We start from the raw sequence: 26,421 nt of genomic DNA on the forward strand, positions 1-26,421 counted from the left end.
CGAGGCGCCGCCGCCTTGCCATGTCTTTGCCATTCCCGCCGGATAGTTCGACGCCATGACCGCTACCGATCCCGTCGCCAATCTTCAGACGCTGATTCGCTGCCCCTCGGTGACTCCAGCCGAAGGTGGCGCCCTGTCGGCGCTCGACGCCATGCTTGCGCCGCTCGGCTTCACCGTCAACAAGGTGAAAGCGAGCGAAGCGGGAACCGCCGATATTGAAAACCTCTATGCCCGTCTCGGTAAGGACGGCCCGCATCTGATGTTTGCCGGCCATACCGATGTCGTGCCGGTCGGCGACGAAGCCGCCTGGACGCATCCGCCCTTCGCCGCCGAGATATCGAAGGGTGAGCTCTTCGGCCGCGGCGCCGTCGACATGAAGGGCGGCATCGCCTGCTTCGTCGCCGCCGTCGCCCGCAATATCGAGAAAAACGGGCCGCCCAAGGGCTCGATTTCCTTCCTGATCACCGGTGACGAAGAAGGCCCGGCGATCAACGGCACAACCAAGCTCCTGAAGTGGGCCGCCGAACGCGGCGAGCGCTGGGATGCCTGCCTGGTCGGCGAGCCCACCAATCCGGACAGGCTCGGCGACATGATCAAGATCGGCCGGCGCGGCTCGTTGTCGGGCAAGATCACCGTGCACGGCGTCCAGGGCCATGCCGCCTATCCGCATCTTGCCGACAATCCTGTGCGCGGCATGCTGCAGCTGACGCAGGCGCTGATGGATCCGCCCTTCGACGGCGGCACCGACGATTTCCAGCCATCGAACCTCGAGGTGACTACGGTCGATGTCGGCAATCCGGCGACCAACGTCATTCCGGCAAAAGCAGCGGCCAGCTTCAACATCCGCTTCAACGACAGCTGGACGGCAGAGACGCTGCGTGCCGAAATCCTGCGGCGCCTCGACGCTGCCGCCGGGAACGGACGGCTGCGGCCGGGCCGCGAACCGGTGAAATACGATATCGTCTGGGCCGACCGGCCGAGCCATGTTTTCCTGACGCGCAACAATGGTTTGATCGCCTCGCTGTCATCAGCCGTCGAAAGTGTCTCCGGCCGCTCGCCGGCGCTTTCGACCACCGGCGGCACGTCGGATGCGCGCTTCATCAAGGATTATTGCCCGGTCGTCGAGTTCGGCCTCGTCGGCCAGACGATGCACATGGTCGATGAGCGCGTCGCCGTTTCCGATCTGGAGACGCTGACGGCGATCTACGAGACCTTCATTGCCCACTGGTTCGCCAATGCCGGGGCTTAGGGAAGTCCAATACTATCTGGCCGGCCTCTGGCTGCTGATCCGGCTGGATCCGCGCGGCTTCCGCTACCTCGATTTGTCCGAGCGCGGCGTCAACCGCTCGTTCTGGGCGATCGCCTGGTGCCTGCCGCCGATGGGCATTTCCTGGCTCTGGTGGCGACAGGTCTTTCTGCGGTCGATGCCGCCGGAAGCCGATGTCGGCTTTGCCTTCTATGTCAGGCTCGGCTTCGTCGAGCTCGCCAACTGGTTCGTGCCGCTGGTTTTTGCCGGGCTGCTGCTGCTTGCCTTCCGCATGGGTGAGCGTTTCGCCCCCGTCGTCGTCAGCGTCAACTGGCTCGGCGTGCCGCTCTCCTATATCAACGGGCTGCTGCTGGCGACGGTGGTCTTCCTCCCCGGCTCCGTCGGCCTCGTCTCGCTGCTGCTGCTTGCCTTCATGCTGGCGCAGGTCTTCGTGCTGGCGCGCATTCTGCGGATGATCTGCCACGGTCATCCGCTGATGGTCGGGGCGATGACGTTGGCGATGCTGGTGCCATCGATGATCCTTTCGGAATATCTGCAGCACTTCCTCGGCATCTATCCGGTCTGATCAAGCTTACGATTGATCGTCATCGGTCTCGCCGACCGGCCTGCGTCGATCGATGATCACGTCGGGATAATCCACCTGCAGGAAATAGAGCCCGTCGGGCGGCGCCACCGGGCCGCAGGCCTTGCGGTCTCGCGCCTCCAGCGCGGCCTCGACATCGTCAGGCGTCCATTTGCCTTCGCCGGCGAGCTTCAGCGTGCCGGCAAAGGAACGGATCTGGTTGTGGAGAAAACTCTGCGCCGTGGCGCGGATCTCGATCAACTCGCCGCTGCGCGTCACATCCAGCCGGTCGAGCGTGCGCACCGGGCTGTTTGCCTGACAATGGGCGGAGCGGAAGGTGGAGAAATCGTGCCGGCCGACCAGCCTCTGGGCGGCGGCGTGCATGACCTCGTGGTCGAGCACCTTCGGCACCCACCAGGCCTTGCCGGCTTCAAGCGCCAGCGGCGCCCGGCGGCTGACGATGCGATAGAGATAATGGCGGCGCAGCGCCGAGAAACGGGCATCGAAGAATTCCGCAACCACCTCGACATCCAGAATGGAAACACGTTCGCCGGCAAGCCTCAGATGCGCGTTCAAGGCATTCTGCAGCTGGTACGGTGACCACGCCTTCAACAGATCGGCATGGATCACCTGCCCCATGGCGTGAACGCCGGAATCGGTGCGGCCGGCGCCGCGAATCGAGACCGTCTCGCCGGTCAGCGACAGCACCGCGGCTTCGATTGCGCCCTGCACCGAAGGACCATTCTCCTGCCGCTGCCAGCCGACATAGGGGCCGCCATCATATTCGACGGTCATGCGGAAACGCGGCATCAGGAAAGCCTTGTGCCGGCGGCAAGCGGCGTTCCCCTGAGGAACTCGGCCGCAGCCAGCGGCTTGCCGCCTGCCTTCTGAAGCCTGGTCAGCCGCACAGCACCGGAGGCGCAGGCGACCACGAGATCGTCGCTCAGCAATTGCCCGGCAGTCCCCTCGCCCTGAGCCAGCTCCGAGCCGAGCACCTTCACGCGCTCAGGCTTGCCGCCGATCTCGAGCTCGAACCAGGCGCCGGGAAATGGCGCCAGACCGCGGATATGGTTGTGCACATCTAGGGCATCCCTGAGAAAATCGATACGCGTCTCACCCTTGTCGATCTTGGCGGCATAGAGCACGCCATCTTCCGGCTGCGGCGTCAGCGGCAGGTCGTTCATCTCCAGCTTTACCATGGCTTCCGCCATCGCCTTGGCGCCGACCTGCATTAGCCGGTCGTGCAGTTCGCCTGCCGTCATGTTCGGGCCGATCTCGACTGTTCGGGTCAGCGCGACGGCGCCGGTATCGAGCCCCTTATCCATCTTCATCACCATCATGCCGGTTTCAGCATCACCCGCCATGATCGCCCGCTGGATCGGCGCCGCACCCCGCCAGCGCGGCAGCAGCGAGGCATGGCCGTTGTAGCAGCCGTCGCGGGTGCCGTCCAAAATTGCCTCCGGCAGCAGCAAACCATAGGCAACGACGACGGCGACATCGGCCTTGAGGGCGGCAAACCTCTCGCGCTCCTCGGGGTCTTTGAAATTGACCGGCGTGAAGACCGGCAGACCGAGCAGCTCGGCCGCCTGGTGCACCGGCGATTTCTGCAGATCGAGCCCGCGCCGCCCGCCCGGCCGCGGCGGCTGCGTATAGACGGCTACGATCCTGTGCCCGGCATCGACGAGCAGGCGCAGGGTCGGAACCGAGAACTCCGGGGTTCCCATGAAGATGATGCTAAGAGACATTCTATCTCGCCAATTGAGGATCAACCGTCTTCGAACGGGTTTACGAGCTTGAGATCAAGCCCCTCGAAATCTCTGGTGTTGCGGGTCGCGAGTGTAGCGCCGTTTGCAAGGCAGATGGCGGCAATCATCGCATTCTTGGTCTCCATCGGCCGCCCCGCCTTCCTCCGCTGCGCCGCCAAAAGGCCATAGCGATTGGCCGCGCTCAGGGAAAAACCGAGGATACGGCCTGAAAATTCCGACTCGATCCTGTTGAAGTCGGAGATCAACGCTGCCTTCCGCCTGCCATCATCAAGAAGCTCAAGACCATAGCGCATTTCGGCGACGGCAATCGTCGTCAGGAAAAGCGTCTCGACGTCGTAGCCATCAAGCCAGTTCAATATCCGCTCGCTGTAGGTTCTCCCCTGCATTTCGGAAATCACGTTCGTATCGAGGACGATCATGTGTCGAAGCGCGGCGGTTCGCGGTCGGGTTCGTGGCGAGATGCGGCGATGGCTTCCACTTCCTCATCGCTCAATCTTTCATCGCTCATCAGCGAGCGCAGGCGCTGTCCGGCGGAAGCTCCCGAACGCCCGACCGCAATCTGCCGGCGGATGATTTCGATCGCCTCTTCCGAAAGGCTGCGGCCATTACGCTGCGCGCTTTCCTGAAGCTGCCGCTTCATTGCATCCGGAACATCGCGAATAAGCAGGTCACCCATCGGCACCTCCATTATGATATCAGTGATATCATAATGGCTCGCCAGCGCATTTGCAACGCGAAGCTCAGAGCGCCTTGGTCTTCGCCGCCTTGGTGAACTTCTTGATCACCATCTCCCGCTTCAGCCGCGAGATATAATCGATAAACAGCACGCCGTTCAGATGGTCGATCTCGTGCTGCAGGCAGGTGGCGAGCAGCCCATCGGCTTCCACCGTCTGCTCCTTGCCGTTTCGGTCGAGATATTTGACCGAGACGACAGCGGGGCGTTCGACCTCGGCATAATAATCCGGGATAGACAGGCAGCCTTCCTCATAGACCGAGCGCTCGTCGGAGGATTTGACGATCTCCGGGTTGATGAAGACCTGCGGCTGCTTTTCCTCGCCTTCGCGCGATACGTCGATGACGAGCATGCGGCGCGGCACGCCGATCTGGATCGCCGCAAGGCCGATGCCCGGCGCGTCGTACATGGTTTCCAGCATATCGTCGGCAAGACGCTGCAGGTCGGCATCGACCCGCTCGATCGGCTTGGAGGCCTGGCGGAGAATAGGATCGGGAAGAATGATGAGTGGCTTGATGGTCATGGGCGTTCCCATAACCCATCTTTTCCGACTATGGAATTATCCGGCGGGCGGGGAAGACGCTTTTTTGCATCCCTGCCCGGAATTTCGCCATATTCGCGTCAAGCCGCCCGGCGGGTGGCGGCGACGGAACGGCCCTCCGGCCGGGCGCGGAAGCGCTGCAGCAGCTCGATCAGCTTCTCTACCTCATTATTGAGGCGGCGGGTTTCCACCGAGGTGTGTTCGACCATGCCGGAATTCTGCTGGGTGATTTCGCCCATGCTGCGGATCGCCACGCTGACCTCGTTGACGCCGGTCGCCTGGTCGCGGGCGGCAGCGGCGATATCGGCGACGAAGCGGTTGATGATATCGATGCGGCTGATCATGTCGTTCAGCGCCTCGCCGGTGCTGGAGACGATGCCCACACCCTCATTGACCTGGGTCGAGCTCTGCGAGATCAGGTTCTTGATCTCCTTGGCGGCTTCGGCCGTGCGCTGGGCGAGCTGGCGGACTTCCTGGGCGACGACGGCAAAGCCCTTGCCGGCATCGCCGGCACGCGCCGCTTCGACGCCGGCATTCAGCGCCAGCAGGTTGGTCTGGAAGGCGATCTCGTCGATGACGCCGATGATCTTGGAAATTTCGGTCGAGGATTTTTCGATGCCGGCCATCGCCGAGACGGCGCTGGTGACGAGTTCCCCTGAATTCTTCGCCTTCTGCTGCGTCTCGCGCACGGCGTCGGACGCCTTTTCTGCATTGGCGGCGGTCTGACCGACGCTGACGGAAAGCTGCTGCAGGGCGGCCGAGCTCTCCTCGACGCCTGCCGCCTGCTGGGCTGTGCGCAGCGCCAGGTCGTTGGTCGCATTGGAAATGACGTCGGCGCCGCTCATGATCTGACCCGATGCGTCGCGCACGGATGCGAAAGATTGGCGAAGGGCGCTGACGGCTCGGTTGTAATCTTCGGCCATCTGCCTGAAATCACCCGGCAGATCGGAAGGCAGAGTGGCATCGAGATCGCCGTTCGACAGTGCCTCCAGTCCGCGGCGCAGCTGCTCCAGCGCGACGGCCTGATCGGATTGCGCCTTGGCGCGCTCCGCTTCCAGCGCGCGGCGATTGGTTTCCAGCGTATCGAGATAGACCGAGATGGAATAATCCATGTCGAGCATGCCTGATTTGATGACGGCGGAGAGCTTCTCGGCCAGCTGCCTGCCCTGATGGCGCGCGAAGACCGAAGGCCACTGCTTCTCCATGATACCCTTGACGAGCTCGGACATGACGAGGGCATAGCCGCCGATATACCAGCGCGGCTCCAGCCCGATGCGGGCATGGGTGCGGCCGACCGCAGCCACGCCCTCGACATAGCTTTCGTCGAAGGTGCCGCCTGCAAGATTGGCCCAATGATCCTGCTGCCGCTTCTTGGCATGGGCGACATGGTTCTTGTCCGTGAAGAAGCTCGAGACTGCGGGGGTCTTGGCGATCTTGGCATAGAACTTATCGAGGGCGCCCCCGATCAGCTCTGATATAACAGGGCGCAGGTCTCGCATCGACTTGCGCGCCGCCTCGTCCAGTTCGATGAAATCGAGGCGCTGTTTGAGCGCACTGTCGGTCTGCTGGGATGTCATAGATATCTCTGTATTTGGCGCAACAGCGCGGAAGGAAATTCTGCGTTACAGATTTTGGCGAATATGGTTGAGCAATCGTTAAATCCGGCCGCGATTTTACGCTTTCACCAGCAAGGCGCGGCGGGCATTGGAGGATATTGAGGATTGCCGACTTCGTTCACGTTTTGATCTATATATTGCCGCATCTTCTGTTATGGTTGCGCCATGACCGTCGCTTCCGAATCGCTCGCAGCTTCCGTCGCCACGATCAGCCCGGCCATGCTGGCGCTGGCCGGCGGCGTTCTTGCAGCCCTTATCCTGCTGGGGATCGTGCTTTTCCTGCGCGCCGCCGGCCTTCGCCGCGAACAGGCGGAGGAGGCGGATCTGCGCGCCAGGGAAAGTGCAATGCGCATGGCCGAGCTTTTGAAGATCCAGGCGGAGATGCAGGGCCGCATCACGGCCATGGCCGAGGTCTTCGGAGCGCGGCAAAGCGAACTCAATCAGACGATCAGCCAACGCCTCGACGGCATGTCGCAGCGCGTCAACTCGACGATCACCGAACAGACCAAATCGACACATGAGAATCTGCAGCGGCTGCAGGAGCGGCTGGCGGTGATCGATGCGGCGCAGAACAATATCCAGACGCTTGCCAAGGATGTCGTCGGGCTGCAGGCCATTCTTTCCAACAAGCAGACGCGCGGCGCCTTCGGCCAGTCGCGGATGGAAACGATCGTCGCCGACGGCCTGCCGATGGGCGCCTATGCCTTTCAGCAGACGCTGTCGAACGGCTCGCGGCCGGACTGCACGATCCGCATGCCGAACGGTGCGCCGCCGCTGGTGATCGATGCGAAATTTCCGCTCGAAGCCTGGAACGCGATCCGCGACGCCGGCAGCCCGGAGGCCGGCAAGATCGCCGGCCAGCAATTCCGCCGCGACATGGAGATCCATATAAGGGACATTTCCGAGAAATATCTGATCCAGGGCGAAACCCAGGATACGGCCTTTCTCTTCGTGCCGTCGGAATCGATCTTCGCCGAGATCCACGAAAACTTCGAGCCGGTGGTGCAGAAGGCGCATCGCGCACGCATCGTCATCGTCTCGCCGTCGCTGCTGATGCTGTCGATCCAGGTGATCCAGGCCGTGCTCAAGGATCAGCGCATGCGGGCGCAGGCGCATCTGATCCAGGGCGAAGTGGCGATCCTGATGGACGATCTCGGCCGCCTCGACGAGAGGGTGCGCAAGCTGCAGGGCCATTTTGCCATGGCGCAGAAGGATATCGACATGGTCGTTACCTCGGCCGACAAACTGACCAGGCGCGGCGCCAAGATCGAAGCGCTGGAATTCGACGCGGGCGGCGACAGCAAACCGGGCCGCGACACCGAACCCGCAGCCAAATCGGTGGAAAGCCGCACCGGTCTTCTCAAGCTCAGGGTGGTTGACGAGGAGTGACCGCTTCGGGCAGTGTCTCGCCCGCATGCGCCAAAGGACGGGACACCCCTGATGATCACAGTTTTCGGGTCCATCAACATGGATCTCATCGCCACCACCGAACGTCTGCCGAAGCCCGGCGAGACGGTGGCCGGCAATGGTTTTGCCACGGCCGCCGGCGGCAAGGGCGCCAACCAGGCGCTGGCCGCGCGGCGCGCCGGCCGCTATGTGCATATGGCCGGCGCTGTCGGCAAGGATAGCTTCGCCGCTGATGCCCTTGCCCTGCTCAATGATGCGGGAACCGATCTTTCTCTGGTCAAGCATGTCGACGGTCCCACAGGCACGGCGCTGATCCTTGTCGGCGGCGACGGTGAAAACATGATTGCCGTCGTTCCCGGCGCCAATGGCCTGGTCACCCCTGACGATGCCGAGACGGCGATCGGCGGCATGAAGGAAGGCGATATCCTGATGCTGCAGTTCGAAGTGCCGGCTGATGCCGTCGAACGCGCCCTGTCGGCCGCCCGCGCCAAGGGTGTCACCAGCATCCTCAACCTTGCTCCCTTGATTCCCGATGCGCCACGTCTCGGCCGGCTTGCCGATATCGTCATTGCCAATGAGACCGAGTTCGAGCGGCTCGCCGGACAGGACGGCATGAACGCGCCAGCGCGCGAGGCAGCGCTGACGCGCCTACATGCCGAAACCGGCCAGACGCTGATCGTGACGCTTGGCGGCGATGGGGTCATCGCCATCCGCGACGGGGCGATCTCGAGGGCGCAGGGTCTGAAGATCGAACCCGTCGATACGGTTGGCGCCGGCGACACTTTCTGCGGCTATTTCGCAGCGAGCCTCGACGAGGGCCTGGATTTTGCCTCGGCGTTGCGCCGTGCGGCCGTTGCCGGTTCACTCGCCTGCCTCAAATCTGGGGCGCAGCCTTCGATCCCTTTGGGTGAGGACGTCGCAGCCAGGATATAAGCCGCGTCTCTTTGCGAAGCCGCCGGCATAGCCCTTAATTTTAAGGGGAATTCTTGTGATTTTGCCTCGGCGCGCGGCTGAAGTTTCATTCAAATTTAAGAGATCTCCGGCGATGTTGCTGCTGGTCGCCGGTGACACATGCCTTTGATCCGGCCGTCCACTGGATGATCCAAATGCTGCGGCGTCCTTAGCGCGTCTTTAAACGATGCGTGGCGCTGCAGGCGGCGGCTCCATGATGGGGCGATGCCTTCGCTCCTGCGCCGGAGAATGCCCGTTCGGCGCATCCTTGCCCGAGGAATCCCATGTCCATTTTCCGCATGAAATCGCTTGCTGCGAAACTCATCGTCATCACCGGCATCGCCATCGCGCTTGTCCTTGTCGTTTCGAATTTTTTCCTCATCGGCCAGACCCGGGACCGCGTCCAGACGCTGACGATGGATCAGGCCAACCTCGAGGCGAAAGCGATCGCCAATGAAATCGCCGCCAATGTCGGCGAACTCGCCAGCGCCGCACGCACCATGTCCGGCGTCATCGGCCGCGGCCACGAAGGCAAGTCGCTCGATCGCAAGGGCATGATCAACGTGCTGAAGGCCAATCTCGAACAGAACGCCTTCGCCTTCGGCAGCTGGTTCTGCGAGCAGCTCGGCGCGCTTGACGGCAAGACCACCGAGATCGCCGACAACAATGATGAAGGCACGAACAAAAACGGCGCCTTCACGCCCTACTGGTCTAAGACCAAGGACGGCGGCATTCAATATTCGACTTTCGACAATGATTATGCCGCCGAATGGTGGAAACTCGCCGCCGACAGCGGCAAGGGCGCGATCACCACGCCTTATATGGCCGAAGGTACCGACGTTCCGACGCTGTTGACCTCAATTGCCTATCCCGTGATGTCGGGTGGCAAGATGATCGGTGTCGGCGGCGTCGACATCTCGCTGAAATCGCTGACCGACAAGCTGCAGGCGCTGCATCCCTTCGGCTCGGGCCGGGTCACGCTGCTGTCGCAGACCGGCAACTGGATCGTTGCGCCGATCCCCGACCTGATGACCAAGCAGTATGACGGCGAAGGCGCCGACACCGTCAAATCGGCGCTGTCGAGCAAACAGCCGGGCCTCGTCAGGAACCTGACCTATGACGGCCTCGATCCTTTCGACCGCGTCGTCTACCCGTTCGCGGTTCCCGGCGTCAACGCCACCTGGGTCGTGCTCGTCGATGTCCCGCATACGGCGATCAACGCACCGGTGCAGGACCAGACTACCATGATGATCGTCAACGGTCTGATGGTGCTCGGCGCAGTGATGCTGGCGCTCTATTTCGCCGTCCGCTCGCTGGTGCAGCGGCCGCTCGGCGGTCTCGTTGCCAGCGTCGAAGCGCTCGGCGACGGCAAATACGACGAACCGGTCGCCGCCCAGGACCGTACCGACGAAATCGGTTCGGTCGCCAAGGCGCTCGAAGGCTTCCGCTTCACGCTCGCCGACGGCCGTCGTCTCGAAGACGAGGCCGCCAGGGAGCGGCAGGCGGCGGAGAGCGAGCGCGGCCGTTCGGAATCGGAACGGCAGCAATCGGTATCGCTGCAGCGCCATATCGTCTCGATCGTCGGCGATGGCCTTTCGGCGCTGTCGCAAGGCAATCTCAGTCACCGCATCACCGACGAATTCCCCGGCGAATACGGCAAGCTGAAACAGGACTTCAACGCCGCCCTTGCGAGCCTCGAAGAGACCATCAACACGATGAACCTCAGCGTCGCCAATATTGGCTTGGGCACCGGCGAAATCAGCAATAGCGCGTCCGACCTCGCCAAGCGCACCGAACAGCAGGCGGCAAGCCTTGAGGAGACGGCGGCGGCGCTCAACGAACTCACCGCACAGGTCGATTCCAGCGCCGAGAACGCGCGCACAGCCGCCGACAACGTCAACCTCGCCTGCCAGGATGCCGAAAAGTCCGGTGAGGTGGTGCAGAAGGCGATCGCCTCGATGCAGGGCATCGAACAGTCTTCAACGGAAGTTTCCAGGATCATCGGCGTCATCGACGAGATCGCCTTCCAGACCAACCTGCTGGCGCTGAACGCCGGTGTCGAGGCGGCGCGTGCCGGGGAAGCCGGCAAGGGCTTTGCCGTCGTCGCACAGGAGGTGCGCGAACTCGCGCAGCGTTCGGCCAATGCCGCCAAGGAAATCAAGACGCTGATCAACACCTCCGCCGTCCAGGTCAAGGAAGGCGTCGAACTCGTCGGGCGGGCCGGCGGCACACTGCACAAGATCGCCGAACAGGTGATGAGCATCAACGACCTCATCCGGCAGATCTCGGCATCGGCCAGCGAACAGGCCGTCGGCCTGAAGGAGATCAATCAGGCCATGAACCAGATGGACCAGGTGACGCAGCAGAATGCGGCAATGGTGGAGGAAGCAACCGCCGCCAGCGTCGCCCTCAACGACGAGGCACAGACGCTGAAGGCGCTTGCTACCCGCTTCAGGATCTCCGGTTCCGGCAACACATCGGCGCTCGTCTCGGTTGCCCGGCAGATGCGTGCGCCGGCGGCTGCAGCCCCCGTGCATCGTGCTCCCGCCCCCGCGGTTCGTCGTGCGGCAACTCCATCTCGCGGTTCGGCTGCTGTGGCACAGGATAGCTGGGAAGAGTTCTGACCAACAGCTCCTCATCATGCAAAAGGCGCCGGGATGACCCGGCGCCTTTTGCATTTCAGGCATAAATGACGTTCAGGCAGCGTTCGACGTCTGTTCCTCGTTGAGGAAGGCATAGATTGCCGAAGCGGAATCGGTGGCGCGCAGCTTGGCGACCAGATCGTGATCGCGCAGCACGCGAGCGATCCGCGACAGCGCCTTCAGATGATCGGCACCCGCACCTTCCGGCGCCAGCAGCAGGAAGACGAGGTCGACAGGCTGGTCGTCCAGGGCTTCGAAATCGACCGGCTGCTCCAGCCGGGCGAAGATGCCGACGATCGAATGGATGTTGACCAGCTTGCCGTGGGGAATGGCGATGCCGTTGCCGACGCCGGTCGAGCCAAGGCGTTCGCGCTGCAGGATGACGTCGAAGATCTCCCGTTCGGAGAGCCCAGTGATCCTGGCGGCTCTTGCGGCCAATTCCTGAAGCAACTGTTTCTTGGAATTTACTCTGAGGGCGGGAATGATCGCATCCTGATGGAGCAAATCTGCCAATGCCATTTCTTTTTCCTTCTGTCGCCGGGATCAGAATGCAAGGAGCGGCGGCGATACCGCCGCTCACCAGCCTGATCTCAGCCTTTGATATTGGCTGAATCGATCCAGCCAATATTTCCGTCGTGCCGACGGTAAACGATGTTCAAATGTTCCTTGCCGGGGCTGCGGAACAGCAGAAGCGGCTCGTCGGTCATGTCGAGCGCCATCACGGCGGTGGCGACCGACATGGTCTTCAACTGCTTCGTGCTTTCGGCGACGATGGCGGGCGCGAAATCGTCGGGGATTTCATCTTCGTGGTCAGGAACGGAATCCATGACCGTGTAGGAGACTTCTGCAAAACCGTTCAGATGGTTTCCGGCATGATGGTCCTTCAGCTTGCGCTTGTAGCGGCGCAGGCGCTTTTCGATGCGCTCCGAAGCGGCGTCGAAAGCCAGCAGCGGGTCCGTCGCCTCGCCGGCCGCATGCAGCACCACCCCACTGTCGAGATGAAGCTTGCAGTCTGCCGAGTAACGAGAATTCGCCTTTTCCACGGTCACCTGACCCGAATATCCCCCGTCGAAGTATTTCGTGATGGCCATACCAATTTGGTCCTCGATCTTTTGACGGAACGAGTCACCAATTTCCATATGTTTACCGGACACACGCACACTCATGGAGTTTCCCTTCTTATCGTCGTTTGCGGGTACCAGTTTACGCCAAGCCTCAGGTTCATCCAAGCACTTCGCGCAATCTCAAGCAAGATCGGCGTCAGCCTGCTGGTCCTTGGTGCCCTTCTGATGCTGGGGATAACTCCAGATGCCGTTTGCGGCATCGATTGCGGCGGGCTTCTAGCCAGCCGCTGTTGAAAAGTCAATAGGACGAAAACTCGACATCACTAATACACGCGAAGCACGCAGTCAAAACACGGTAATTACAGCATATTTCACCGGCCTCTTGCCAATTATTACTAGCTGATTCTAGCTGTGATTGCTCTAACCCGCGCCGGGATTGTCATCGCTGCGACACCGAAGATGACGCAAACGAGTCCAATCCAGGCCGTCGGACTCAACCTTTCGCCGAGGAAAACGATGCCGATCGAAACACCGATCGGCACCCTGAGATAGGCTTGCGACGTCGTTCCGACCGAGCCCAGCGTTTGGACGAGACGGAAATAGATCGCAAAGGCAAGCGCTGTCGAAAAGGCGGAAAGAGCCAGCAGCGCCAGAATCGATGAGGCCGAGGGATCGAGCGTCCACGGCCGGTCGACGACGAGGCTGACCGGCAAGAGAATGACCGCGCCCGAGATCAACGAGCCGGCCGCCGGCACCGCGGGATCGAGCCCCTTGAAGTTCTTGCTGAAAATCGCCGCACCTGCATAGCAGGCGGTCGCCAGGATGATGGCGAGCTGCGCCATCAGGCTTTCGCCGAGACCGCCGAGCACCTCGACGCCGATGACCAGGCAGATGCCGGCTAGTCCTGATATCACGCCGAAAAGTTTTCGCGCCGTCACCTGCTCGTGGCGGGCTATCAGCACGGTCAGCAGGAAGGTGAAGATCGGCGTTGCCGAATTGAGGATCACCGCTAGCCCGGCATCGACGGATTGTTCCGCCCAGGCAATCAGCGTGAAGGGAATGACACTGTTCAGACAGGCCTGAACGAAAAACCGCCGCCACGTCTTACCGTCAGCGGGCAGGCGGATTCGCCGGTATCGGAGGACGGCGAGCAGGATGCCGCCGGCAATCAACGTGCGGACGGCGATCAAAGTCACCGGCGGGATCGTCTCGACACCGATCTTGATAAAAGTGTAGGAGGACCCCCAAAGGGTCGCCAGCGCCAATAGCAGGAGAAGCTCCCTGGCAAGCTTCGGATTTTGCGGCGTCATGGTCGGCTTTCCCAATTCGTTCAAGACGTCAGAGAGATAACGGGGATTTGGAGCTGGATGCTTCGATCAAGACCGAAGCATTGCGGCGTCAGAAGCCGGCGACCTTGGCGAGCGCCCGTTTTTCGCGACGGCGCTGGACCGAGGAGGCAATGTTCATAGCCTCGCGGTATTTGGCAACCGTGCGGCGGGCGAGATCGACGCCGCCCTTCTTCAGCATGTCGACGATATCGTCGTCGGAAAGCACCGCGTCGGGGCTCTCCTGCATGATCAGCGCGCGGATCTTGTGACGCACCGCTTCGGCCGAATGGCTGTCGCCGCCGGCGACGGCGCTGATCGAGACGGTGAAGAAATATTTGAGCTCGAAGAGGCCGCGCGGCGTCAGCATGTATTTGTTCGAGGTGACGCGGCTAACGGTGGATTCGTGCATCTTGATCGCCTCGGCGACCGTCTTCAGGTTCAGCGGGCGCAGGTGGTCGACACCATTCAGCAGAAAAGCATCCTGCTGGCGCACGATCTCGCTTGCCACCTTCATGATGGTCTTCGCCCGCTGGTCGAGGCTGCGCGTCAGCCAATTGGCGCTCTGCAGGCATTCGGAAAGGAAGGCGTGATCGTCGCCATTCCTGGTCACCCGGGCAAAATAGGACTGGTTGACCAAGACGCGCGGCAATGTATCCGGATTGAGCTCGACCAGCCAGCCGCCCTCCAGCGAGGGCCTGACGACCACATCAGGCATGATCGCTTCGGAAACGCCGGTCTCGAAACCGCTGCCGGGCTTGGGATTGAGCTGCCGGATTTCGCCGAGCATGTCGAGAAGGTCTTCCTCGTCGACGCCGCAGAGCCGCTTCAGCGTGGCAAAATCGCGCCGTGCCAGCAGTTCGAGGTTTTCGACGAGCGCCTGCATGGCGGGGTCGTACCGGTCCTTCTGCCTGAGCTGTATCGCCAGGCATTCCGAGAGGCTGCGGGCGAAAACTCCCGGCGGATCGAGCGTCTGAAGGGCGGCAAGCACACGTTCGGCCGCAGTCAGGCTCGTGCCCAGCCGCTCGCCGGTCTCGACGAGATCGACTTGCAGGTAACCGGCATCGTCGAGCTGATCGACGAAATTCTGTGCAATCAGCCGATCGGCCATGTCGGGCAGGACGAAGGGGATTTGCTGGGCGAGATGATCGCGCAGCGACACCTGGCCGGCGACGAAATCGTCGAGATCGTAATCGGTGCCCTCGCCGCCGCTGCCCGGCATCGACTTCCACTGGCCGACGAGTTCCGGCGCATCGAGGCGCTGCGGCGCGCTGTCATCGGGATAGACATTGGTATAATTGGCGTCGAGTTCGTCGTTCAGCCGGCTGGTGCTGGCGCTGCCGCCATTGTCGTACCAGTCGCTGGAGAGCGCGTCGGTGCGGTTGTCGTAGCCGTCGTCCGAGCCCGCATCCTCCGGAGAATGACCATAAGGCTCGTCCTCGGATTCGCCGCGTTCTGCCCCTGCCTCGCCGTCATTCGACGGAAATTCGAGCAGCGGGTTCTTCTCCACTTCCTGGGCGATGAACTGGGTGAGTTCGACATGGGTCATCTGCAGCAGCTGGATGGATTGCATCAGCTGCGGTGTCATCACCAGCGATTGGTTCTGGCGCAGGAAAAGACTGGCGGACAGTGCCATGACGGACGCGAAACTCCCTCAATTCCTCCGGGAAACCGCGTCCGATCAAGGCTTCAGGCCACGGAAATCCAACTTGGCCCAAAAATTGCTCTTTTGTTGTATTTGGTCAAGCGGAACTATGCCGCAAGGTGAATTTCTGAAGGATCGGCCGTTCAGAGGCTGAAATTATCACCGAGGTAAAGCCGGCGCACTTCCGGATTGTTGACGATATCGTTCGCCCGGCCATGGGTCAGCACTTCACCGGCATGAATGATGTAGGCCCGGTCGATCAGACCCAGCGTCTCGCGCACATTGTGGTCGGTGATGAGAACGCCGATGCCGCGCGCAGTCAGGTGGTGGACGAGATTCTGGATGTCGGCGACCGAGATCGGGTCGACGCCGGCGAAGGGTTCGTCGAGCAGCATGAAGGTCGGGTCGGTCGCCAGGGCGCGGGCGATTTCGAGACGACGGCGCTCACCGCCCGACAGGGCCACGGCGGCACTCTTGCGCAGCTTCTGGATATGGAATTCCTCCAGCAGCTCGTTCAGCTTCTGCTCGCGCTCGGCCTTGTCCTTGACGTGCACTTCGAGGACGGCGCGGATATTTTCTTCCACCGTCAGGCCGCGGAAAATCGAGGCTTCCTGCGGCAGGTAACCGACGCCGAGGCGCGAGCGGCGGTACATCGGCATGGTCGTGACGTCGTTGCCGTCGATCTCGATCGTGCCTTCATCCACCGGCACGAGGCCGGTGATCATGTAAAAACAGGTGGTCTTGCCGGCGCCGTTCGGGCCGAGCAGGCCGACGGCTTCGCCGCGGCGCACCACCAGCGAGACGCCGTTGACGACGCGCCGCGTCGCATAGGTCTTTGTCAGACCGCGTGCGATCAGTGTTCCCTGATAGCGGCTTTTGTCGGCGGCACCCGCAGCTTGTGGCCCGGGCTGGCCGAACATGGTGGATAGCGATGATAATTTCACGTGGGAGGCCGGCTTCTCAGTTCTGCTTCTGCTGCGCATTCGGCTGCGACTTTGGATCGAGCTGAATCTGGACACGCCCGCCGCAGCTTTCAAGCTCCGCCTGACCGGTTTGCATGTGAACGGTCAGTTTGCAGCCGGTGAAGACGTTCGGCCCGTCCGACAGAATAACCTTGTTGCCCTGATCCGCCGTGAGGATGAATGTCTGCGAGGCCATATCGAATTTGCCGTCATCGGCGGTCGCCGTCTGCGTGCCCGATGTCAGCAGGACCTTGTCGGTCACCAGGATCTTGTCGATATCGGCACTGCCCGATGCCAGCGAGGCCGACTGCTGCGGCTGGGCGGCGGGCTGCGTCCCGTCAGCGGCCGGCTTTGCCGCCTTGTCCTTGTAATAGACGGTCATCTTGCCGGACTGCATCGTCGTCGTCCCCTGGACGACCTTGACCTTGCCGGTGAACAAAGCGGTGTGTTCCTGATCGTGGATTTCCAGCTTGTCGCTTTCGATCTGGATCGGCTGGTCGTTGGAAAGCTTCATGCCCGACATCGTGGCCGCCTGCTGCGCGCCCGCGCCCGCGGCCGTCAGAACAAGGGCAAATGCGCCGGCAATGAACGCCAAGCCAGTCTTGCAAGTGGAAATGCGACAATCTTTTGTCATGGATGACCCGGCTGGTTAAGTGCCCTGTTTATGGATGGTGGATGGATCGACATTCATGCGAACATTCCCCTCGAATGTGATCACCCGCCCCTTATCGGTTATCTGGAGCGTCTTCGCAACAATTGAGGCATTGTCCTTGGTGATGGTGACGGGGTCGTCGCTGCGCATGTTTCCGCCCTTGATGTCGAGGTGGGCGGACTGGAAATTCGCGTTCAGGCCGCTGCTTAGCACCAGGGTGAAAGGGGCCGTCATATGCAGGTTGTCGGTGGCGCGGTTATAATCGGCGGTCGAGGCGACGACGCGGGCGATCAGGCCGTCATTCATCGGCACGGCGGCCTTGATGGTCTCCAGCGTGATGAGATCGGGATTGCGGATATCCTGCAACGCCCGTTCGGCGAGCATCGAATAATTGATGCCGTCGGAATTGCGGCCCGCGATCGCCGGCTTTTCCATCACGACCTTGCCGTTTTCGATCTTGGCGCCTTCGAACTTGACGTTCTCAGGCAGATAGATGCTGACCAACGCCACCGCCAGGAGGGCAGCCGCGATGATGAGGGCTGCCACCGGCAGCAAAATCTTCAGCCGCCGCACGCGGGCGGAATGGAACAACGCATCGCCATAGGCGCTCCGGCCGGAGCCCGCATAGGCGGCATTTCCGTTGTTCTTCAGGGTATCGAGCATAGGTCTCGTTCCATGTGCGGTGATTGCCGCGCCTCGTAACAAAGCCGGCCGCCAATCACAGTTCGTTTCGCATTATTACATTGGCTTGCCAATATGGAATTTTTTCTGCAACAAGCAACAAAACGGAAAAACATCAAAAAGTGGCATTCGTACGCGCCGCTGCCACCTATCTCACCGGATCGATCGGCGGCATGCCGAAGCCGGGCCAGCGCTGGAGGTTTCTCATGGACAGTTCGATTATCGCCGATCGCCGGCGGCTGCGCCGCAAGCTCGGCTTCTGGCGTATCGTCGCGGTCGCCCTCATCGTGGCGCTTGGTCTGGCCTTCTACAGCTTCGCCTTCGGCACTGCCGGAACGGAGCGCCCGCATATCGCCCACGTGACGATCTCGGGGCTGATCGTCGACGACGACGAGCTTCTGGAGCGGCTGAAGAAGGTCGAGACCAGTGATCAGGTCAAGGCCGCGGTGATTTCGATCTCCTCGCCCGGCGGCACCACCTATGGCGGCGAAAAGATCTTCAAGGCGATCCGTGCGATCGCAGCCAAGAAACCCGTCGTCTCCGACGTGCGCACGCTTGCCGCTTCCGCCGGCTACATGATTGCCACCGCCGGCGATACGATCATTGCCGGCGACAGTTCTATCACCGGCTCGATCGGCGTCATCTTCCAGTATCCGCAGATCCAGCCGCTGCTCGACAAGATCGGCGTCTCGCTGCAGGAGATCAAATCTTCGCCGCTGAAGGCCGAGCCCTCGCCATTCCACGAGGCGAGCGAGGAGGCCAAGGCGATGATCCGCAACATGGTGGTCGACAGCTATAACTGGTTCGTCGATCTGGTCGCCGACCGGCGCAAGCTACCGCGCGACGAGGTGTTGAAACTCGCCGACGGCACGATCTATACCGGTCGCCAGGCGCTGCAGGTGAAACTCGTCGATACGATCGGCGGCGAGCCGGAAATCCGGGCCTATCTCAAATCGCGCGGCGTCGACGCCGACCTGCCGATGGTCGACTGGGACAAGAAGAGCAATACGCCCTTTCTGCTCGCTGGGGCTGTTTCGCGATTGATTACGATCTTCGGTTATGATGATCTCTTGAAAGGCCAGGATATCAATGGAATCCTGCCCCCAAAGTTGCTTCTTGACGGGCTGCTTTCAGTTTGGCAGGTTGGCCACGATTGATAAGAAATCAATAATTTAAGGGGGCGAACGTGATCAAGTCCGAATTGGTGCAGATTGTTGCAGCACGCAACCCGCATCTCTATCATCGCGACGTCGAGAATATCGTCAACGCGGTCCTCGACGAGATCACGGATGCACTGGCTGCGGGCAACCGCGTCGAATTGCGCGGCTTTGGCGCGTTTTCGGTCAAGAACCGCCCATCCCGCTCCGGCCGCAACCCGCGCACCGGCGATACCGTCTTCGTCGAGGAGAAGTGGGTTCCCTTCTTCAAGACCGGCAAGGAGCTGCGCGAGCGCCTCAATCCCGGCCAGGCCGACGAAGAGGATTGAGCGGCGCACGCCGCCTGCGGCGAATCCGCACTTGATCTCGAAGACCGTTTTCCTATTCTGCTAACGCATCGGCCGCGAAAATCGGAATCGATTTTCGGGGCCGATGCGTAGTTACAATGCGCCGCTCAGAGAGGGCGGCGCCATCCGACGCATGGAGAGCTCCAATGGCCAAGAAGATCGTCAACCTGTTGATTCTGCTGCCGCTCGGCGTCATCCTCATCGTCTTCTGCGTCGCCAACCGGCAAAGCGTCACGCTCGCCTTCAACCCGTTCCGGCCGGAAGATCAGGTGCTTGCGGTTTCTGCGCCCTTTTTCGTCTTCCTGGTCGTTGCCCTGATCGCAGGCATGCTGATCGGCTCGGCCGCCACCTGGTTCAGCCAGGGCAAACACCGCAAGCGCGCCCGCACCGAGGCCAAGGAAGCCATCCGCTGGCAGGGCGAGGCCGACCGCCACAAGAGCCGCGCCGAGGAAATCGCGGGGCAGCTTCCGGCACGATAAACCGGCTCGGTTTCGACGACGCTTCGGCAGCGGTCAGACCGGAGAAAAGCTCAGTTCCTCATAGTCGCCATCCGGCGAGGTGCCGTTGCCGGTCACGCGGAAACCGTGGGCGAGGTAGAAAGCTTTCGCCCGCCGGTTCCTCACCAGGCACTTCAGCCGATAGCGATGTTGCGGCCATTCCGGCAGCGCCTGCAGCAGCGCCGTACCGGCGCCAAAGCCCTGGAAGTCCCGACTGATATAGAGCATGTGGATGAAATCATCGGCCGGCCAGAGCGACAGGAAGCCGGCTACTCCGCCGTTTTCATGCTCGCAGACGAAGACCGTCTCGCCATTCGTATGGGCGGCGAAATCTTCGCGGTGGAACTTGCCGGGATCGACCCAGACGAATGTTTCGCGGCGCACGGAAAGATAAATCTCCGCGAGTATTTCCTGGTCTTCCGCCCGCGGCGGCCTGATTGTCCACGTCATGACGTCGATTTAGCCCATGGCCCATGCCGCGCCAAGCCCAAAGCGCGTGGCGTCTGGCCGGGATCAGCCGGCCGCCATCTTCGTGACGACGGCGGCATTGAAATCCGAAAAGAACCCTTCGGCGAGCCTCTGTGAGGTCGCATCGAGCAGGCGCGCGCCGAACTGGGCAAGCCTGCCGCCGAGTTCGGCTTTTGCCCGATAATGCAGGATGGTCTCGGCGCCGCTTTCTTCGAGCACAATATCGGCGGCTCCTTTGGCGAAGCCGGCAAGACCACCCTTGCCTTCGGCCGACAGCGTGTAGCTCTTCGGCGCATCGACATTCGAGAGTGTCAGCAGCCCATGAAAGGTGGCCGACAGCAGGCTGAACTTGACCTTGATCGTCGCCCCGAAGGTATCCGGCGACAGCCGCTCGATGCCTTGGCAGCCTGGAATGCAGATGCGCATGATCTCGGGATCGTTGAGCGCTGCCCAGACGACATCCCGCTGCGCGGCGATGCGTTCTTCGCCGGTGAAATCCATTCGATAGCCCCATCTCCGATCCGTTCACCTTATCCCAGCGGGAAAGGCTTTTGCCAGGCGAAGAGGAATGTTATCCCGCTCGTTCCGGAGCAAGGAATTGGCGATGAGTGACGAATTGAAGCCCTGGAGCGTGACGGCAAGCCGCATCACCTACGAGGACCGCTGGATCCGGCTGCGAAGCGACGACTGCGTCACCGCCGATGGGACCGTCGTCGCGCCCTTCCATGTGCTCGACTATCCCGACTGGATCAACGTCGTGCCTGTCATGCCCGACGGGCGCGTGCTGCTGACGCGGGAATACCGGCATGGCCGCGGCGAGATCATCCACGGGCTCGTCGCCGGCGGTGTCGAACCCGGCGACAGCAAGACCGGCGATGCGGCGATGGCGGCAGCCCGGCGCGAACTCCGGGAGGAGACCGGTTATGAAGCTTCGACCTTCGTCAAGCTGCTGACCTCCTACCCGAATGCATCAAGCCACAGCAACGCGGTGACGAGCTGGCTGGCACTCGGTCTCAGCCGGGCCGGCGAACCGCGTTTCGACCCCGGCGAGAAGGTCGAGCTGCTGTTTGCGGATCTTGCCGCGATCCTCAGCGACCTGCAGTCCGGCGTGGTCACTATGCAGTCGATGCATGTCGCAGCCCTTTATGCGGCGGAAAGCTGGCTTCGCAGGCGGTCATCCGAGGCGTGAAATGAATGCCTCGCCGGCCCGCAGTTGATCCGGCACGCTTTTCTGGGCTACTGCATAATTCAAAGGGCGCTGCTGGAGATGCAGACGCTCTCAACATATCCCGACACACACGCGGAAGAGCACGTTGAAACAAAGAGAACGCCGGCCGGGCCAGAAGAAGACATCAGGTCCTTCCGGTGAAAGCCGCAGGGACGACCGGGCCGGCCGGCCGCCGAAGCCGGTAGCGCGGCCTGCGGCTGCCCGCGAGATTGTGCGCGAGGCTGCCGTGCCTGCTGCCCCCGAACGGCCGCTGATGACACGCAGCGGCGAGCGTCCGGCTGAGCGCGTGCCCGTGATCCTCGAATCGCTCGGGGCCGGCGACTTCCACCTGATCGACAGCGGCAACGGCGAAAAGCTGGAGCAATACGGCCCCTACCGTATCATCCGCCCGGAAGGCCAGGCGCTGTGGCGGCCTTCGCTGCCCTCGCATGTCTGGGAAAAAGTCGATGCCGTCTTCACCGGCGATACCGACGAGGAAGGCAGCGGCCGCTGGCGCTTCCCGAAGGGGGCGCTGGGCGAGACCTGGCCGCTCAACCTGCTCGGCGTCGATTTCCTCGGCCGCTTCACCTCTTTCCGTCATGTCGGCGTCTTCCCCGAGCAGATCGTGCACTGGAGCTGGATGAAGGAGCAGGTCGAAAAGGCAGGCCGGCCGCTGAAGGTGCTGAACCTTTTCGGCTATACCGGCGTCGCCTCGCTGGTTGCCGCCGTAGCCGGCGCCGAAGTCACCCATGTCGACGCCTCGAAGAAGGCGATCGGCTGGGCGCGGGAAAACCAGGCGCTCGGGCGCATGGAGAAACTGCCGATCCGCTGGATCTGCGAGGATGCGATGAAATTCATCCTGCGCGAGGAACGCCGCGGCAGCCAGTACGACATCATCCTCACCGATCCGCCGAAATTCGGCCGCGGCCCGAACGGCGAAGTCTGGCATCTCTTCGAGCATCTACCGTTGATGCTCGATGTCTGCCGCGAGATCCTGTCGCCGAAGGCGGTGGGCCTGGTGCTGACCGCCTATTCGATCCGCGCCAGCTTCTATTCGATCCACGAGCTGATGCGCGAGACGATGCGGGGCGCCGGCGGGGTGGTCGAATCCGGCGAACTGGTCATCCGCGAAGCCGGCCTCGACGGCAAGATGCCGGGCCGCGCGCTTTCCACCTCCCTCTTTTCCCGCTGGGTGCCGAAATGAGCAAGGACTTCCACGATCAGGGACCGCGCAGGGTCGGACAGGTGAAGGAAGTCACCTCGCTTGCCAATCCCATCATCAAAGACATCAAGGCGCTGACGAACAAGAAGTCGCGGGAGGAAAGCGGGACTTTCCTGGCCGAAGGACTGAAGCTCGTCATCGATGCGATCGAACTCGGCTGGACGATCCGCACGCTGGTCTATGCCAAGGCGGCCAAGGGCAAGCCGCTGGTCGAGCAGATGGCGGCAAAGACCGTCGCCTCGGGTGGGCTGGTGCTCGAAGTCAGCGAAAAGGTGATCGCCTCGATCACCCGGCGCGACAATCCGCAGATGGTCGTCGGCATCTTCGAGCAGCGCTGGATGCCGCTGCGGGACATTCGGCCGAGGGATGGCGAGACCTGGGTGGCGCTCGACCGGGTGCGCGACCCCGGCAATCTCGGCACCATCATCCGCACAGCCGATGCGGCCGGCGCTTCCGGCATCATTCTGATCGGAGAGACGACCGATCCCTTTTCGCTCGAAACGGTGCGGGCCACCATGGGCTCGGTCTTTGCCGTTCCGGTGGCGCGGGCAACACCGGAGGAATTCATCGCCTGGCGGAAATCGGCCGGCGTTTCCGTGGTCGCGACGCATCTTGCCGGCGCGGTCGATTACCGCACCATCGACTACCGGAAAAAACCGGTCGTGCTGCTGATGGGCAACGAGCAATCCGGCCTGCCCGACCAGCTCGCCAAGGAAGCGAACGCTCTGGCCCGCATTCCGCAGCAGGGCCGGGCCGATTCCCTCAATCTTGCCGTCGCCACCGCCGTCATGCTTTTCGAGGCGCGCCGCCATCTCCTCTCACTTGCCGAGGGCAAATGACCGAACTGACGCCTGCCCGCCCCGCGCTGTTTTCGCGCCCCGCGCCGATCCTCTTCTTCATCATCGTCGCCGTTCTCCTCGACCAGATCGTCAAGATCGCTGTCGATCATTATCTGCCGCTGCAGGAGGCCGTGCCGGTTATTCCGATGCTGGCGCTCTACCGCACCTACAATCTCGGCGTCGCCTTTTCGATGCTGGAGGGCATGGATGGCTGGTTCATCGTCGGCATGCGGCTGATCATCGTCGCCTTCGTCATCTGGCTGTGGTACCGCACGGCGAAGGATCGCTGGCTCGCCCATCTCGGTTACGCGCTGATCATCGCCGGCGCGATCGGCAATCTCGTCGACCGCTTCGCCTATGGCCACGTGATCGATTATATCCTCTTTTACACCGACAGCTGGTCCTTCGCGGTGTTCAATCTCGCCGACAGTTTCATCACGATCGGGGCTGGCTGCGTCATTCTCGACGAGCTGCTGTTGCCGAAAAAGGCCGTCCGCTAAAATCTTATCGAATTCCTGAAGGCATTCGGAAGAGGCCTCATGTTAGCCAGATAGCATGCAGAATCTGGGACAGTTGCAGGAAAGATTGTCCGCCGCCTTCGGCGGACCCGCCGCCAAGCCGCGTGAAGAGCGGATGGCGGACGTCTTCTCGCGACCCGGCACATCGGCTCCTCAGGCGGCCAATGACGCCAAGGTGGGGCCTGCAGCGACACGGCGCCTGCTGGTCTGCTGGCTTGGCGGGGCTGGCCTGCTTGCTGCGATGATCCTGACGCTGCTTGCCCATGCTGGCGATCCACTGCTGCTTTCAGGCGGTCTTGTCGTTCTCGGCCTTGCCGTCATCGCCAGCTATGCCATCCTGATGGTTCGGCGGCGCAGGCCCCCCAGCGGCGGCAAATCCCTGCCGGATTGGAATGATGGCGCCAAGCTGTTCGCAGACGTCCACGACGTGCTCGGCGATATCACCGTCAGCCGCAGCATGGACCGGCGCATCATTTCCGCCAACGATACGTTTCGCCGCCTGACCGGGCGGCTGCGTCCGGAAGGACGGAGCTGCGAAGAGATCGGGCTTGCCTTCCGCCCCGGCCTGATACCGCACTGCTTCGACGTCGAGATCTCGACGCCGGACGGCCAGCGCATCTTTCTCTGGCGCGATGTCGTTACCCGCGACCCGGCGAACGGCCGGCTGCTGCTGCAGAGCGTGGCGCGTGATGTGACCGACGAGCGGTTGATCGCGCAGGGCCGCGAGGAGGCCCGCCAGAAGGCAGAATATAACAGCGCCGCCAAATCGAGACTGCTTGCCACCGTCAGCCACGAGGTGCGCACGCCGCTTTCCGGCCTCCTCGGCATGACGCATCTGCTCGCCGAGACGCGGCTGACGCAGGAGCAGCAGGACTATCTCGCCAATATACGCCAGTCCGGCCACGCGCTGACGCAGCTCGTCGAGGATCTGCTCGATTTTTCTACCATCGAGGTCGGCCGCTTCGCGCTGCACCCGCGCTCGGAATCGCTGCGCAAGCTCCTGGAAAGCGTTGTCGAGATGCTCGCCCACCGGGCGCATGAAAAGGGCATCGAGATCGGCGCCACGGTATCTTCAGACGTGCCGGAAAATATGAACTTCGACCCGGCGCGGCTGCGCCAGGTTCTGTTCAACGTCATCGGCAATGCGGTGAAGTTCACCCAGGTCGGCGGCGTCTTCATTCGCGTGTCGCTCGATGCGGACGACCTGTCGATCACTGTCACCGATAGCGGCCCCGGCATGACGGCGGAGGAACAGGCGCGCGTCTTCGGCGAATTCGAGCAGGGCGGGACCGTTACCGAGAGGAGCAGCGGCACCGGGCTCGGCCTTGCCATCTCCGCCCGCATCATGCGCGAATTCAACGGCGCACTTACGGTTGCCAGCGAAAAGGGCAGAGGCAGCGAATTCACCATCCGCTTCCCTGTCGATATCGGCAGCGAGCGCCCTGACCGGCGAAACACGCTGCTTGCCGGCAACAGCGTCGTGCTCCTGGCGCCGGCGGGTGCTGCGCGCACCGCCATCGCCGAGACGATCACCGCGCTCGGCGGCCTCTGCCATCTCGTCGCCGACGGCGAGAGCGCGCGGGCAACGCTGCTCGGCTTGGCAAATAGCGGAAAGCGGCCGACCGATATCATCATCGATCATCGCATGTCGGCGGAATTTGCCGCCCATCTTGCCGATCGCGCCGAAATCGCCGCCCTTGGCCTGCGCAAGGTCCTGCTCGTCAATCCGGAAGAGCGCAGCGCCCATCCGCTCGACCTCTTCGATGCCTGGCTCATCCGGCCGCTGCGCGAACAGTCGCTTATCGACGTGCTGCGCGGGCGCATGCGCGGCATGGAGAAGCGCGACGCGCTGAACGACAATCAGCCGGGTTTCGGCCTGTCGGTGGCGGAGACGATGGTTCCGGCAAGCGGGCTCAACATCCTGCTTGGCGAGGACGATCCGATCAACGCCATGCTAGTACGCGTCGTGTTGGAAAAGGGCGGGCATAAGGTGCGCCATGTCGAGGATTTCGAGGCGCTGCTTGATTGCGCCCTTTGCGAGGCGAATGCCCGGCCCGATATTATCATCAGCGACCTGTCGATGCCCGGCGGGAACGGCATCGACATGCTCGGACGCCTGCGCGGCCACGAAAGACGGCTCGATCTGGCTTCGGTGCCGGTGATTGTGCTGACCGCCGACAAGAGCGACGAATCCCGCCGCCAGGTGTTGCTGAACGGCGCCAACCGGGTGATGGAAAAGCCGGTCGATCCCGTGCGGCTGCTGACCGAAGTTCAGGCGGTCGTGGCACTTTCCGCCCGCCGCGCAGAGGCGCGATAACGTGTCACGGGGCCGGCATGCTTGTTGCGTTCAGA

Annotated in this window: 28 protein-coding genes; 13 read left to right on the top strand and 15 right to left on the bottom strand. The window is 62.3% G+C overall.

What is annotated here, in order from left to right; genetic code table 11:
• Positions 1–55 precede the first annotated feature (55 nt).
• Both dapE and ACS4RS_RS05530 read left to right on the top strand, forming a co-directional pair.
• Positions 56–1,249, top strand: coding sequence for a succinyl-diaminopimelate desuccinylase (gene dapE / locus ACS4RS_RS05525; protein WP_439008380.1), 1,194 nt, complete (start codon positions 56–58; stop codon positions 1,247–1,249).
• Positions 1,236–1,832, top strand: coding sequence for a hypothetical protein (locus ACS4RS_RS05530; RefSeq protein ID WP_439011747.1), 597 nt, complete (start codon positions 1,236–1,238; stop codon positions 1,830–1,832). The genes dapE and ACS4RS_RS05530 overlap by 14 nt, the downstream gene beginning before the upstream one ends.
• Before the next feature lie 6 nt (positions 1,833–1,838).
• Here the strand turns inward: ACS4RS_RS05530 and truA are convergent, their stop codons facing one another.
• The 6 genes from truA to ACS4RS_RS05560 form a co-directional block, all read right to left on the bottom strand.
• Positions 1,839–2,639, bottom strand: a complete 801-nt coding sequence (truA, locus tag ACS4RS_RS05535) for a tRNA pseudouridine(38-40) synthase TruA (RefSeq protein ID WP_439008379.1) — start codon at positions 2,637–2,639, stop codon at positions 1,839–1,841.
• Positions 2,639–3,574 carry a methionyl-tRNA formyltransferase gene (gene fmt, locus ACS4RS_RS05540; protein ID WP_439008378.1) on the bottom strand — a complete coding sequence of 312 codons (936 nt, stop codon included), beginning with the start codon at positions 3,572–3,574 and terminating at the stop codon, positions 2,639–2,641. Before fmt ends, truA begins: the two co-directional genes overlap by 1 nt.
• A gap of 20 nt (positions 3,575–3,594) precedes the next feature.
• Positions 3,595–4,014, bottom strand: a complete 420-nt coding sequence (locus ACS4RS_RS05545; protein ID WP_439008377.1) for a type II toxin-antitoxin system VapC family toxin — start codon at positions 4,012–4,014, stop codon at positions 3,595–3,597.
• Positions 4,011–4,271 carry a FitA-like ribbon-helix-helix domain-containing protein gene (locus ACS4RS_RS05550; protein WP_439008376.1) on the bottom strand — a complete coding sequence of 87 codons (261 nt, stop codon included), beginning with the start codon at positions 4,269–4,271 and terminating at the stop codon, positions 4,011–4,013. Before ACS4RS_RS05550 ends, ACS4RS_RS05545 begins: the two co-directional genes overlap by 4 nt.
• A gap of 64 nt (positions 4,272–4,335) precedes the next feature.
• Positions 4,336–4,851, bottom strand: coding sequence for a peptide deformylase (gene def / locus ACS4RS_RS05555; protein WP_439008375.1), 516 nt, complete (start codon positions 4,849–4,851; stop codon positions 4,336–4,338).
• Between the two features lie 98 nt (positions 4,852–4,949).
• A complete protein-coding gene (locus tag ACS4RS_RS05560) occupies positions 4,950–6,446 on the bottom strand; it encodes a methyl-accepting chemotaxis protein (protein WP_439008374.1) in 1,497 nt (498 codons plus the stop codon).
• A gap of 204 nt (positions 6,447–6,650) precedes the next feature.
• On the opposite strand from ACS4RS_RS05560, the gene ACS4RS_RS05565 reads away from it, so the two are divergent.
• From ACS4RS_RS05565 to ACS4RS_RS05575, 3 genes are all read left to right on the top strand, one after another.
• Positions 6,651–7,874, top strand: coding sequence for a DNA recombination protein RmuC (locus ACS4RS_RS05565; protein ID WP_439008373.1), 1,224 nt, complete (start codon positions 6,651–6,653; stop codon positions 7,872–7,874).
• Between the two features lie 51 nt (positions 7,875–7,925).
• Entirely contained in the window at positions 7,926–8,825 is a 900-nt protein-coding gene (locus ACS4RS_RS05570) for a PfkB family carbohydrate kinase (RefSeq protein WP_439008372.1), read from the top strand.
• 302 nt (positions 8,826–9,127) lie between these two features.
• Positions 9,128–11,467 (top strand): methyl-accepting chemotaxis protein, encoded by a 2,340-nt coding sequence (locus tag ACS4RS_RS05575; RefSeq protein WP_439008371.1) that lies wholly within the window; start codon positions 9,128–9,130, stop codon positions 11,465–11,467.
• A gap of 72 nt (positions 11,468–11,539) precedes the next feature.
• Here the strand turns inward: ACS4RS_RS05575 and ptsN are convergent, their stop codons facing one another.
• The 7 genes from ptsN to lptC form a co-directional block, all read right to left on the bottom strand.
• Positions 11,540–12,004: a PTS IIA-like nitrogen regulatory protein PtsN gene (ptsN, locus tag ACS4RS_RS05580; protein WP_003570770.1), complete on the bottom strand. Its 465-nt coding sequence runs from the start codon at positions 12,002–12,004 to the stop codon at positions 11,540–11,542.
• A 71-nt stretch (positions 12,005–12,075) separates the two neighbouring features.
• Entirely contained in the window at positions 12,076–12,651 is a 576-nt protein-coding gene (gene hpf / locus ACS4RS_RS05585) for a ribosome hibernation-promoting factor, HPF/YfiA family (protein ID WP_439008370.1), read from the bottom strand.
• A gap of 293 nt (positions 12,652–12,944) precedes the next feature.
• Positions 12,945–13,859: an EamA family transporter gene (locus ACS4RS_RS05590; RefSeq protein WP_439008369.1), complete on the bottom strand. Its 915-nt coding sequence runs from the start codon at positions 13,857–13,859 to the stop codon at positions 12,945–12,947.
• An 88-nt stretch (positions 13,860–13,947) separates the two neighbouring features.
• Complete coding sequence (gene rpoN / locus ACS4RS_RS05595) at positions 13,948–15,510, bottom strand: RNA polymerase factor sigma-54 (RefSeq protein ID WP_439008368.1); 1,563 nt, start codon at positions 15,508–15,510, stop codon at positions 13,948–13,950.
• Between the two features lie 152 nt (positions 15,511–15,662).
• Positions 15,663–16,439, bottom strand: a complete 777-nt coding sequence (lptB, locus tag ACS4RS_RS05600) for an LPS export ABC transporter ATP-binding protein (protein WP_003583867.1) — start codon at positions 16,437–16,439, stop codon at positions 15,663–15,665.
• A 40-nt stretch (positions 16,440–16,479) separates the two neighbouring features.
• The gene (locus tag ACS4RS_RS05605; protein WP_097624670.1) at positions 16,480–17,115 is read right to left on the bottom strand and encodes an LptA/OstA family protein; all 636 of its coding nucleotides are present in this window, start codon (positions 17,113–17,115) and stop codon (positions 16,480–16,482) included.
• Between the two features lie 15 nt (positions 17,116–17,130).
• On the bottom strand, positions 17,131–17,796 hold the full coding sequence (gene lptC, locus ACS4RS_RS05610) for an LPS export ABC transporter periplasmic protein LptC (protein ID WP_439008367.1): 666 nt from the start codon (positions 17,794–17,796) through the stop codon (positions 17,131–17,133).
• Between the two features lie 224 nt (positions 17,797–18,020).
• On the opposite strand from lptC, the gene sppA reads away from it, so the two are divergent.
• The 3 genes from sppA to ACS4RS_RS05625 all read left to right on the top strand — a co-directional run bounded on the left by sppA (position 18,021) and on the right by ACS4RS_RS05625 (position 19,797).
• Positions 18,021–18,971 (top strand): signal peptide peptidase SppA, encoded by a 951-nt coding sequence (sppA, locus tag ACS4RS_RS05615; protein ID WP_449313993.1) that lies wholly within the window; start codon positions 18,021–18,023, stop codon positions 18,969–18,971.
• A gap of 29 nt (positions 18,972–19,000) precedes the next feature.
• Positions 19,001–19,300: an integration host factor subunit beta gene (locus ACS4RS_RS05620; RefSeq protein ID WP_003544934.1), complete on the top strand. Its 300-nt coding sequence runs from the start codon at positions 19,001–19,003 to the stop codon at positions 19,298–19,300.
• A gap of 164 nt (positions 19,301–19,464) precedes the next feature.
• Positions 19,465–19,797 carry a LapA family protein gene (locus ACS4RS_RS05625; RefSeq protein WP_003570781.1) on the top strand — a complete coding sequence of 111 codons (333 nt, stop codon included), beginning with the start codon at positions 19,465–19,467 and terminating at the stop codon, positions 19,795–19,797.
• 33 nt (positions 19,798–19,830) lie between these two features.
• On the opposite strand, the gene ACS4RS_RS05630 is transcribed toward ACS4RS_RS05625, so the two are convergent.
• The gene (locus ACS4RS_RS05630; RefSeq protein ID WP_439008366.1) at positions 19,831–20,265 is read right to left on the bottom strand and encodes a GNAT family N-acetyltransferase; all 435 of its coding nucleotides are present in this window, start codon (positions 20,263–20,265) and stop codon (positions 19,831–19,833) included.
• 63 nt (positions 20,266–20,328) lie between these two features.
• Complete coding sequence (locus ACS4RS_RS05635) at positions 20,329–20,784, bottom strand: SRPBCC domain-containing protein (RefSeq protein ID WP_439008365.1); 456 nt, start codon at positions 20,782–20,784, stop codon at positions 20,329–20,331.
• Positions 20,785–20,887: 103 nt separating this feature from the next.
• Between ACS4RS_RS05635 and ACS4RS_RS05640 the strand changes: the two genes are divergently transcribed.
• From ACS4RS_RS05640 to ACS4RS_RS05660, 5 genes are all read left to right on the top strand, one after another.
• Positions 20,888–21,472 carry an NUDIX domain-containing protein gene (locus ACS4RS_RS05640; RefSeq protein ID WP_439008364.1) on the top strand — a complete coding sequence of 195 codons (585 nt, stop codon included), beginning with the start codon at positions 20,888–20,890 and terminating at the stop codon, positions 21,470–21,472.
• Positions 21,473–21,596: 124 nt separating this feature from the next.
• A complete protein-coding gene (locus ACS4RS_RS05645) occupies positions 21,597–22,694 on the top strand; it encodes a class I SAM-dependent methyltransferase (protein ID WP_439008363.1) in 1,098 nt (365 codons plus the stop codon).
• Entirely contained in the window at positions 22,691–23,551 is an 861-nt protein-coding gene (locus ACS4RS_RS05650) for a TrmH family RNA methyltransferase (protein ID WP_439008362.1), read from the top strand. The genes ACS4RS_RS05645 and ACS4RS_RS05650 overlap by 4 nt, the downstream gene beginning before the upstream one ends.
• The gene (gene lspA / locus ACS4RS_RS05655; protein ID WP_439008361.1) at positions 23,548–24,051 is read left to right on the top strand and encodes a signal peptidase II; all 504 of its coding nucleotides are present in this window, start codon (positions 23,548–23,550) and stop codon (positions 24,049–24,051) included. The genes ACS4RS_RS05650 and lspA overlap by 4 nt, the downstream gene beginning before the upstream one ends.
• A 55-nt stretch (positions 24,052–24,106) precedes the next feature.
• Positions 24,107–26,386 (top strand): ATP-binding response regulator, encoded by a 2,280-nt coding sequence (locus tag ACS4RS_RS05660; protein WP_449313908.1) that lies wholly within the window; start codon positions 24,107–24,109, stop codon positions 26,384–26,386.
• Positions 26,387–26,421: the final 35 nt, after the last annotated feature.

This window comes from Rhizobium sp. F40D2 (assembly GCF_051810745.2).
In the GTDB taxonomy this organism is placed as follows: Bacteria; Pseudomonadota; Alphaproteobacteria; order Rhizobiales; family Rhizobiaceae; genus Rhizobium.

Bases quoted from the DNA above. Each gene is read 5' to 3' on its own strand.
- dapE (WP_439008380.1), top strand. From the start codon at position 56: ATGACCGCTACCGATCCCGTCGCCAATCTTCAGACGCTGATTCGCTGC.
- ACS4RS_RS05530 (WP_439011747.1), top strand. From the start codon at position 1,236: ATGCCGGGGCTTAGGGAAGTCCAATACTATCTGGCCGGCCTCTGGCTG.
- truA (WP_439008379.1), bottom strand. From the start codon at position 2,639: ATGCCGCGTTTCCGCATGACCGTCGAATATGATGGCGGCCCCTATGTC.
- fmt (WP_439008378.1), bottom strand. From the start codon at position 3,574: ATGTCTCTTAGCATCATCTTCATGGGAACCCCGGAGTTCTCGGTTCCG.
- ACS4RS_RS05545 (WP_439008377.1), bottom strand. From the start codon at position 4,014: ATGATCGTCCTCGATACGAACGTGATTTCCGAAATGCAGGGGAGAACC.
- ACS4RS_RS05550 (WP_439008376.1), bottom strand. From the start codon at position 4,271: ATGGGTGACCTGCTTATTCGCGATGTTCCGGATGCAATGAAGCGGCAG.
- def (WP_439008375.1), bottom strand. From the start codon at position 4,851: ATGACCATCAAGCCACTCATCATTCTTCCCGATCCTATTCTCCGCCAG.
- ACS4RS_RS05560 (WP_439008374.1), bottom strand. From the start codon at position 6,446: ATGACATCCCAGCAGACCGACAGTGCGCTCAAACAGCGCCTCGATTTC.
- ACS4RS_RS05565 (WP_439008373.1), top strand. From the start codon at position 6,651: ATGACCGTCGCTTCCGAATCGCTCGCAGCTTCCGTCGCCACGATCAGC.
- ACS4RS_RS05570 (WP_439008372.1), top strand. From the start codon at position 7,926: ATGATCACAGTTTTCGGGTCCATCAACATGGATCTCATCGCCACCACC.
- ACS4RS_RS05575 (WP_439008371.1), top strand. From the start codon at position 9,128: ATGTCCATTTTCCGCATGAAATCGCTTGCTGCGAAACTCATCGTCATC.
- ptsN (WP_003570770.1), bottom strand. From the start codon at position 12,004: ATGGCATTGGCAGATTTGCTCCATCAGGATGCGATCATTCCCGCCCTC.
- hpf (WP_439008370.1), bottom strand. From the start codon at position 12,651: ATGAGTGTGCGTGTGTCCGGTAAACATATGGAAATTGGTGACTCGTTC.
- ACS4RS_RS05590 (WP_439008369.1), bottom strand. From the start codon at position 13,859: ATGACGCCGCAAAATCCGAAGCTTGCCAGGGAGCTTCTCCTGCTATTG.
- rpoN (WP_439008368.1), bottom strand. From the start codon at position 15,510: ATGGCACTGTCCGCCAGTCTTTTCCTGCGCCAGAACCAATCGCTGGTG.
- lptB (WP_003583867.1), bottom strand. From the start codon at position 16,439: ATGTTCGGCCAGCCCGGGCCACAAGCTGCGGGTGCCGCCGACAAAAGC.
- ACS4RS_RS05605 (WP_097624670.1), bottom strand. From the start codon at position 17,115: ATGACAAAAGATTGTCGCATTTCCACTTGCAAGACTGGCTTGGCGTTC.
- lptC (WP_439008367.1), bottom strand. From the start codon at position 17,796: ATGCTCGATACCCTGAAGAACAACGGAAATGCCGCCTATGCGGGCTCC.
- sppA (WP_449313993.1), top strand. From the start codon at position 18,021: ATGGACAGTTCGATTATCGCCGATCGCCGGCGGCTGCGCCGCAAGCTC.
- ACS4RS_RS05625 (WP_003570781.1), top strand. From the start codon at position 19,465: ATGGCCAAGAAGATCGTCAACCTGTTGATTCTGCTGCCGCTCGGCGTC.
- ACS4RS_RS05630 (WP_439008366.1), bottom strand. From the start codon at position 20,265: ATGACGTGGACAATCAGGCCGCCGCGGGCGGAAGACCAGGAAATACTC.
- ACS4RS_RS05635 (WP_439008365.1), bottom strand. From the start codon at position 20,784: ATGGATTTCACCGGCGAAGAACGCATCGCCGCGCAGCGGGATGTCGTC.
- ACS4RS_RS05640 (WP_439008364.1), top strand. From the start codon at position 20,888: ATGAGTGACGAATTGAAGCCCTGGAGCGTGACGGCAAGCCGCATCACC.
- ACS4RS_RS05650 (WP_439008362.1), top strand. From the start codon at position 22,691: ATGAGCAAGGACTTCCACGATCAGGGACCGCGCAGGGTCGGACAGGTG.
- lspA (WP_439008361.1), top strand. From the start codon at position 23,548: ATGACCGAACTGACGCCTGCCCGCCCCGCGCTGTTTTCGCGCCCCGCG.
- ACS4RS_RS05660 (WP_449313908.1), top strand. From the start codon at position 24,107: ATGCAGAATCTGGGACAGTTGCAGGAAAGATTGTCCGCCGCCTTCGGC.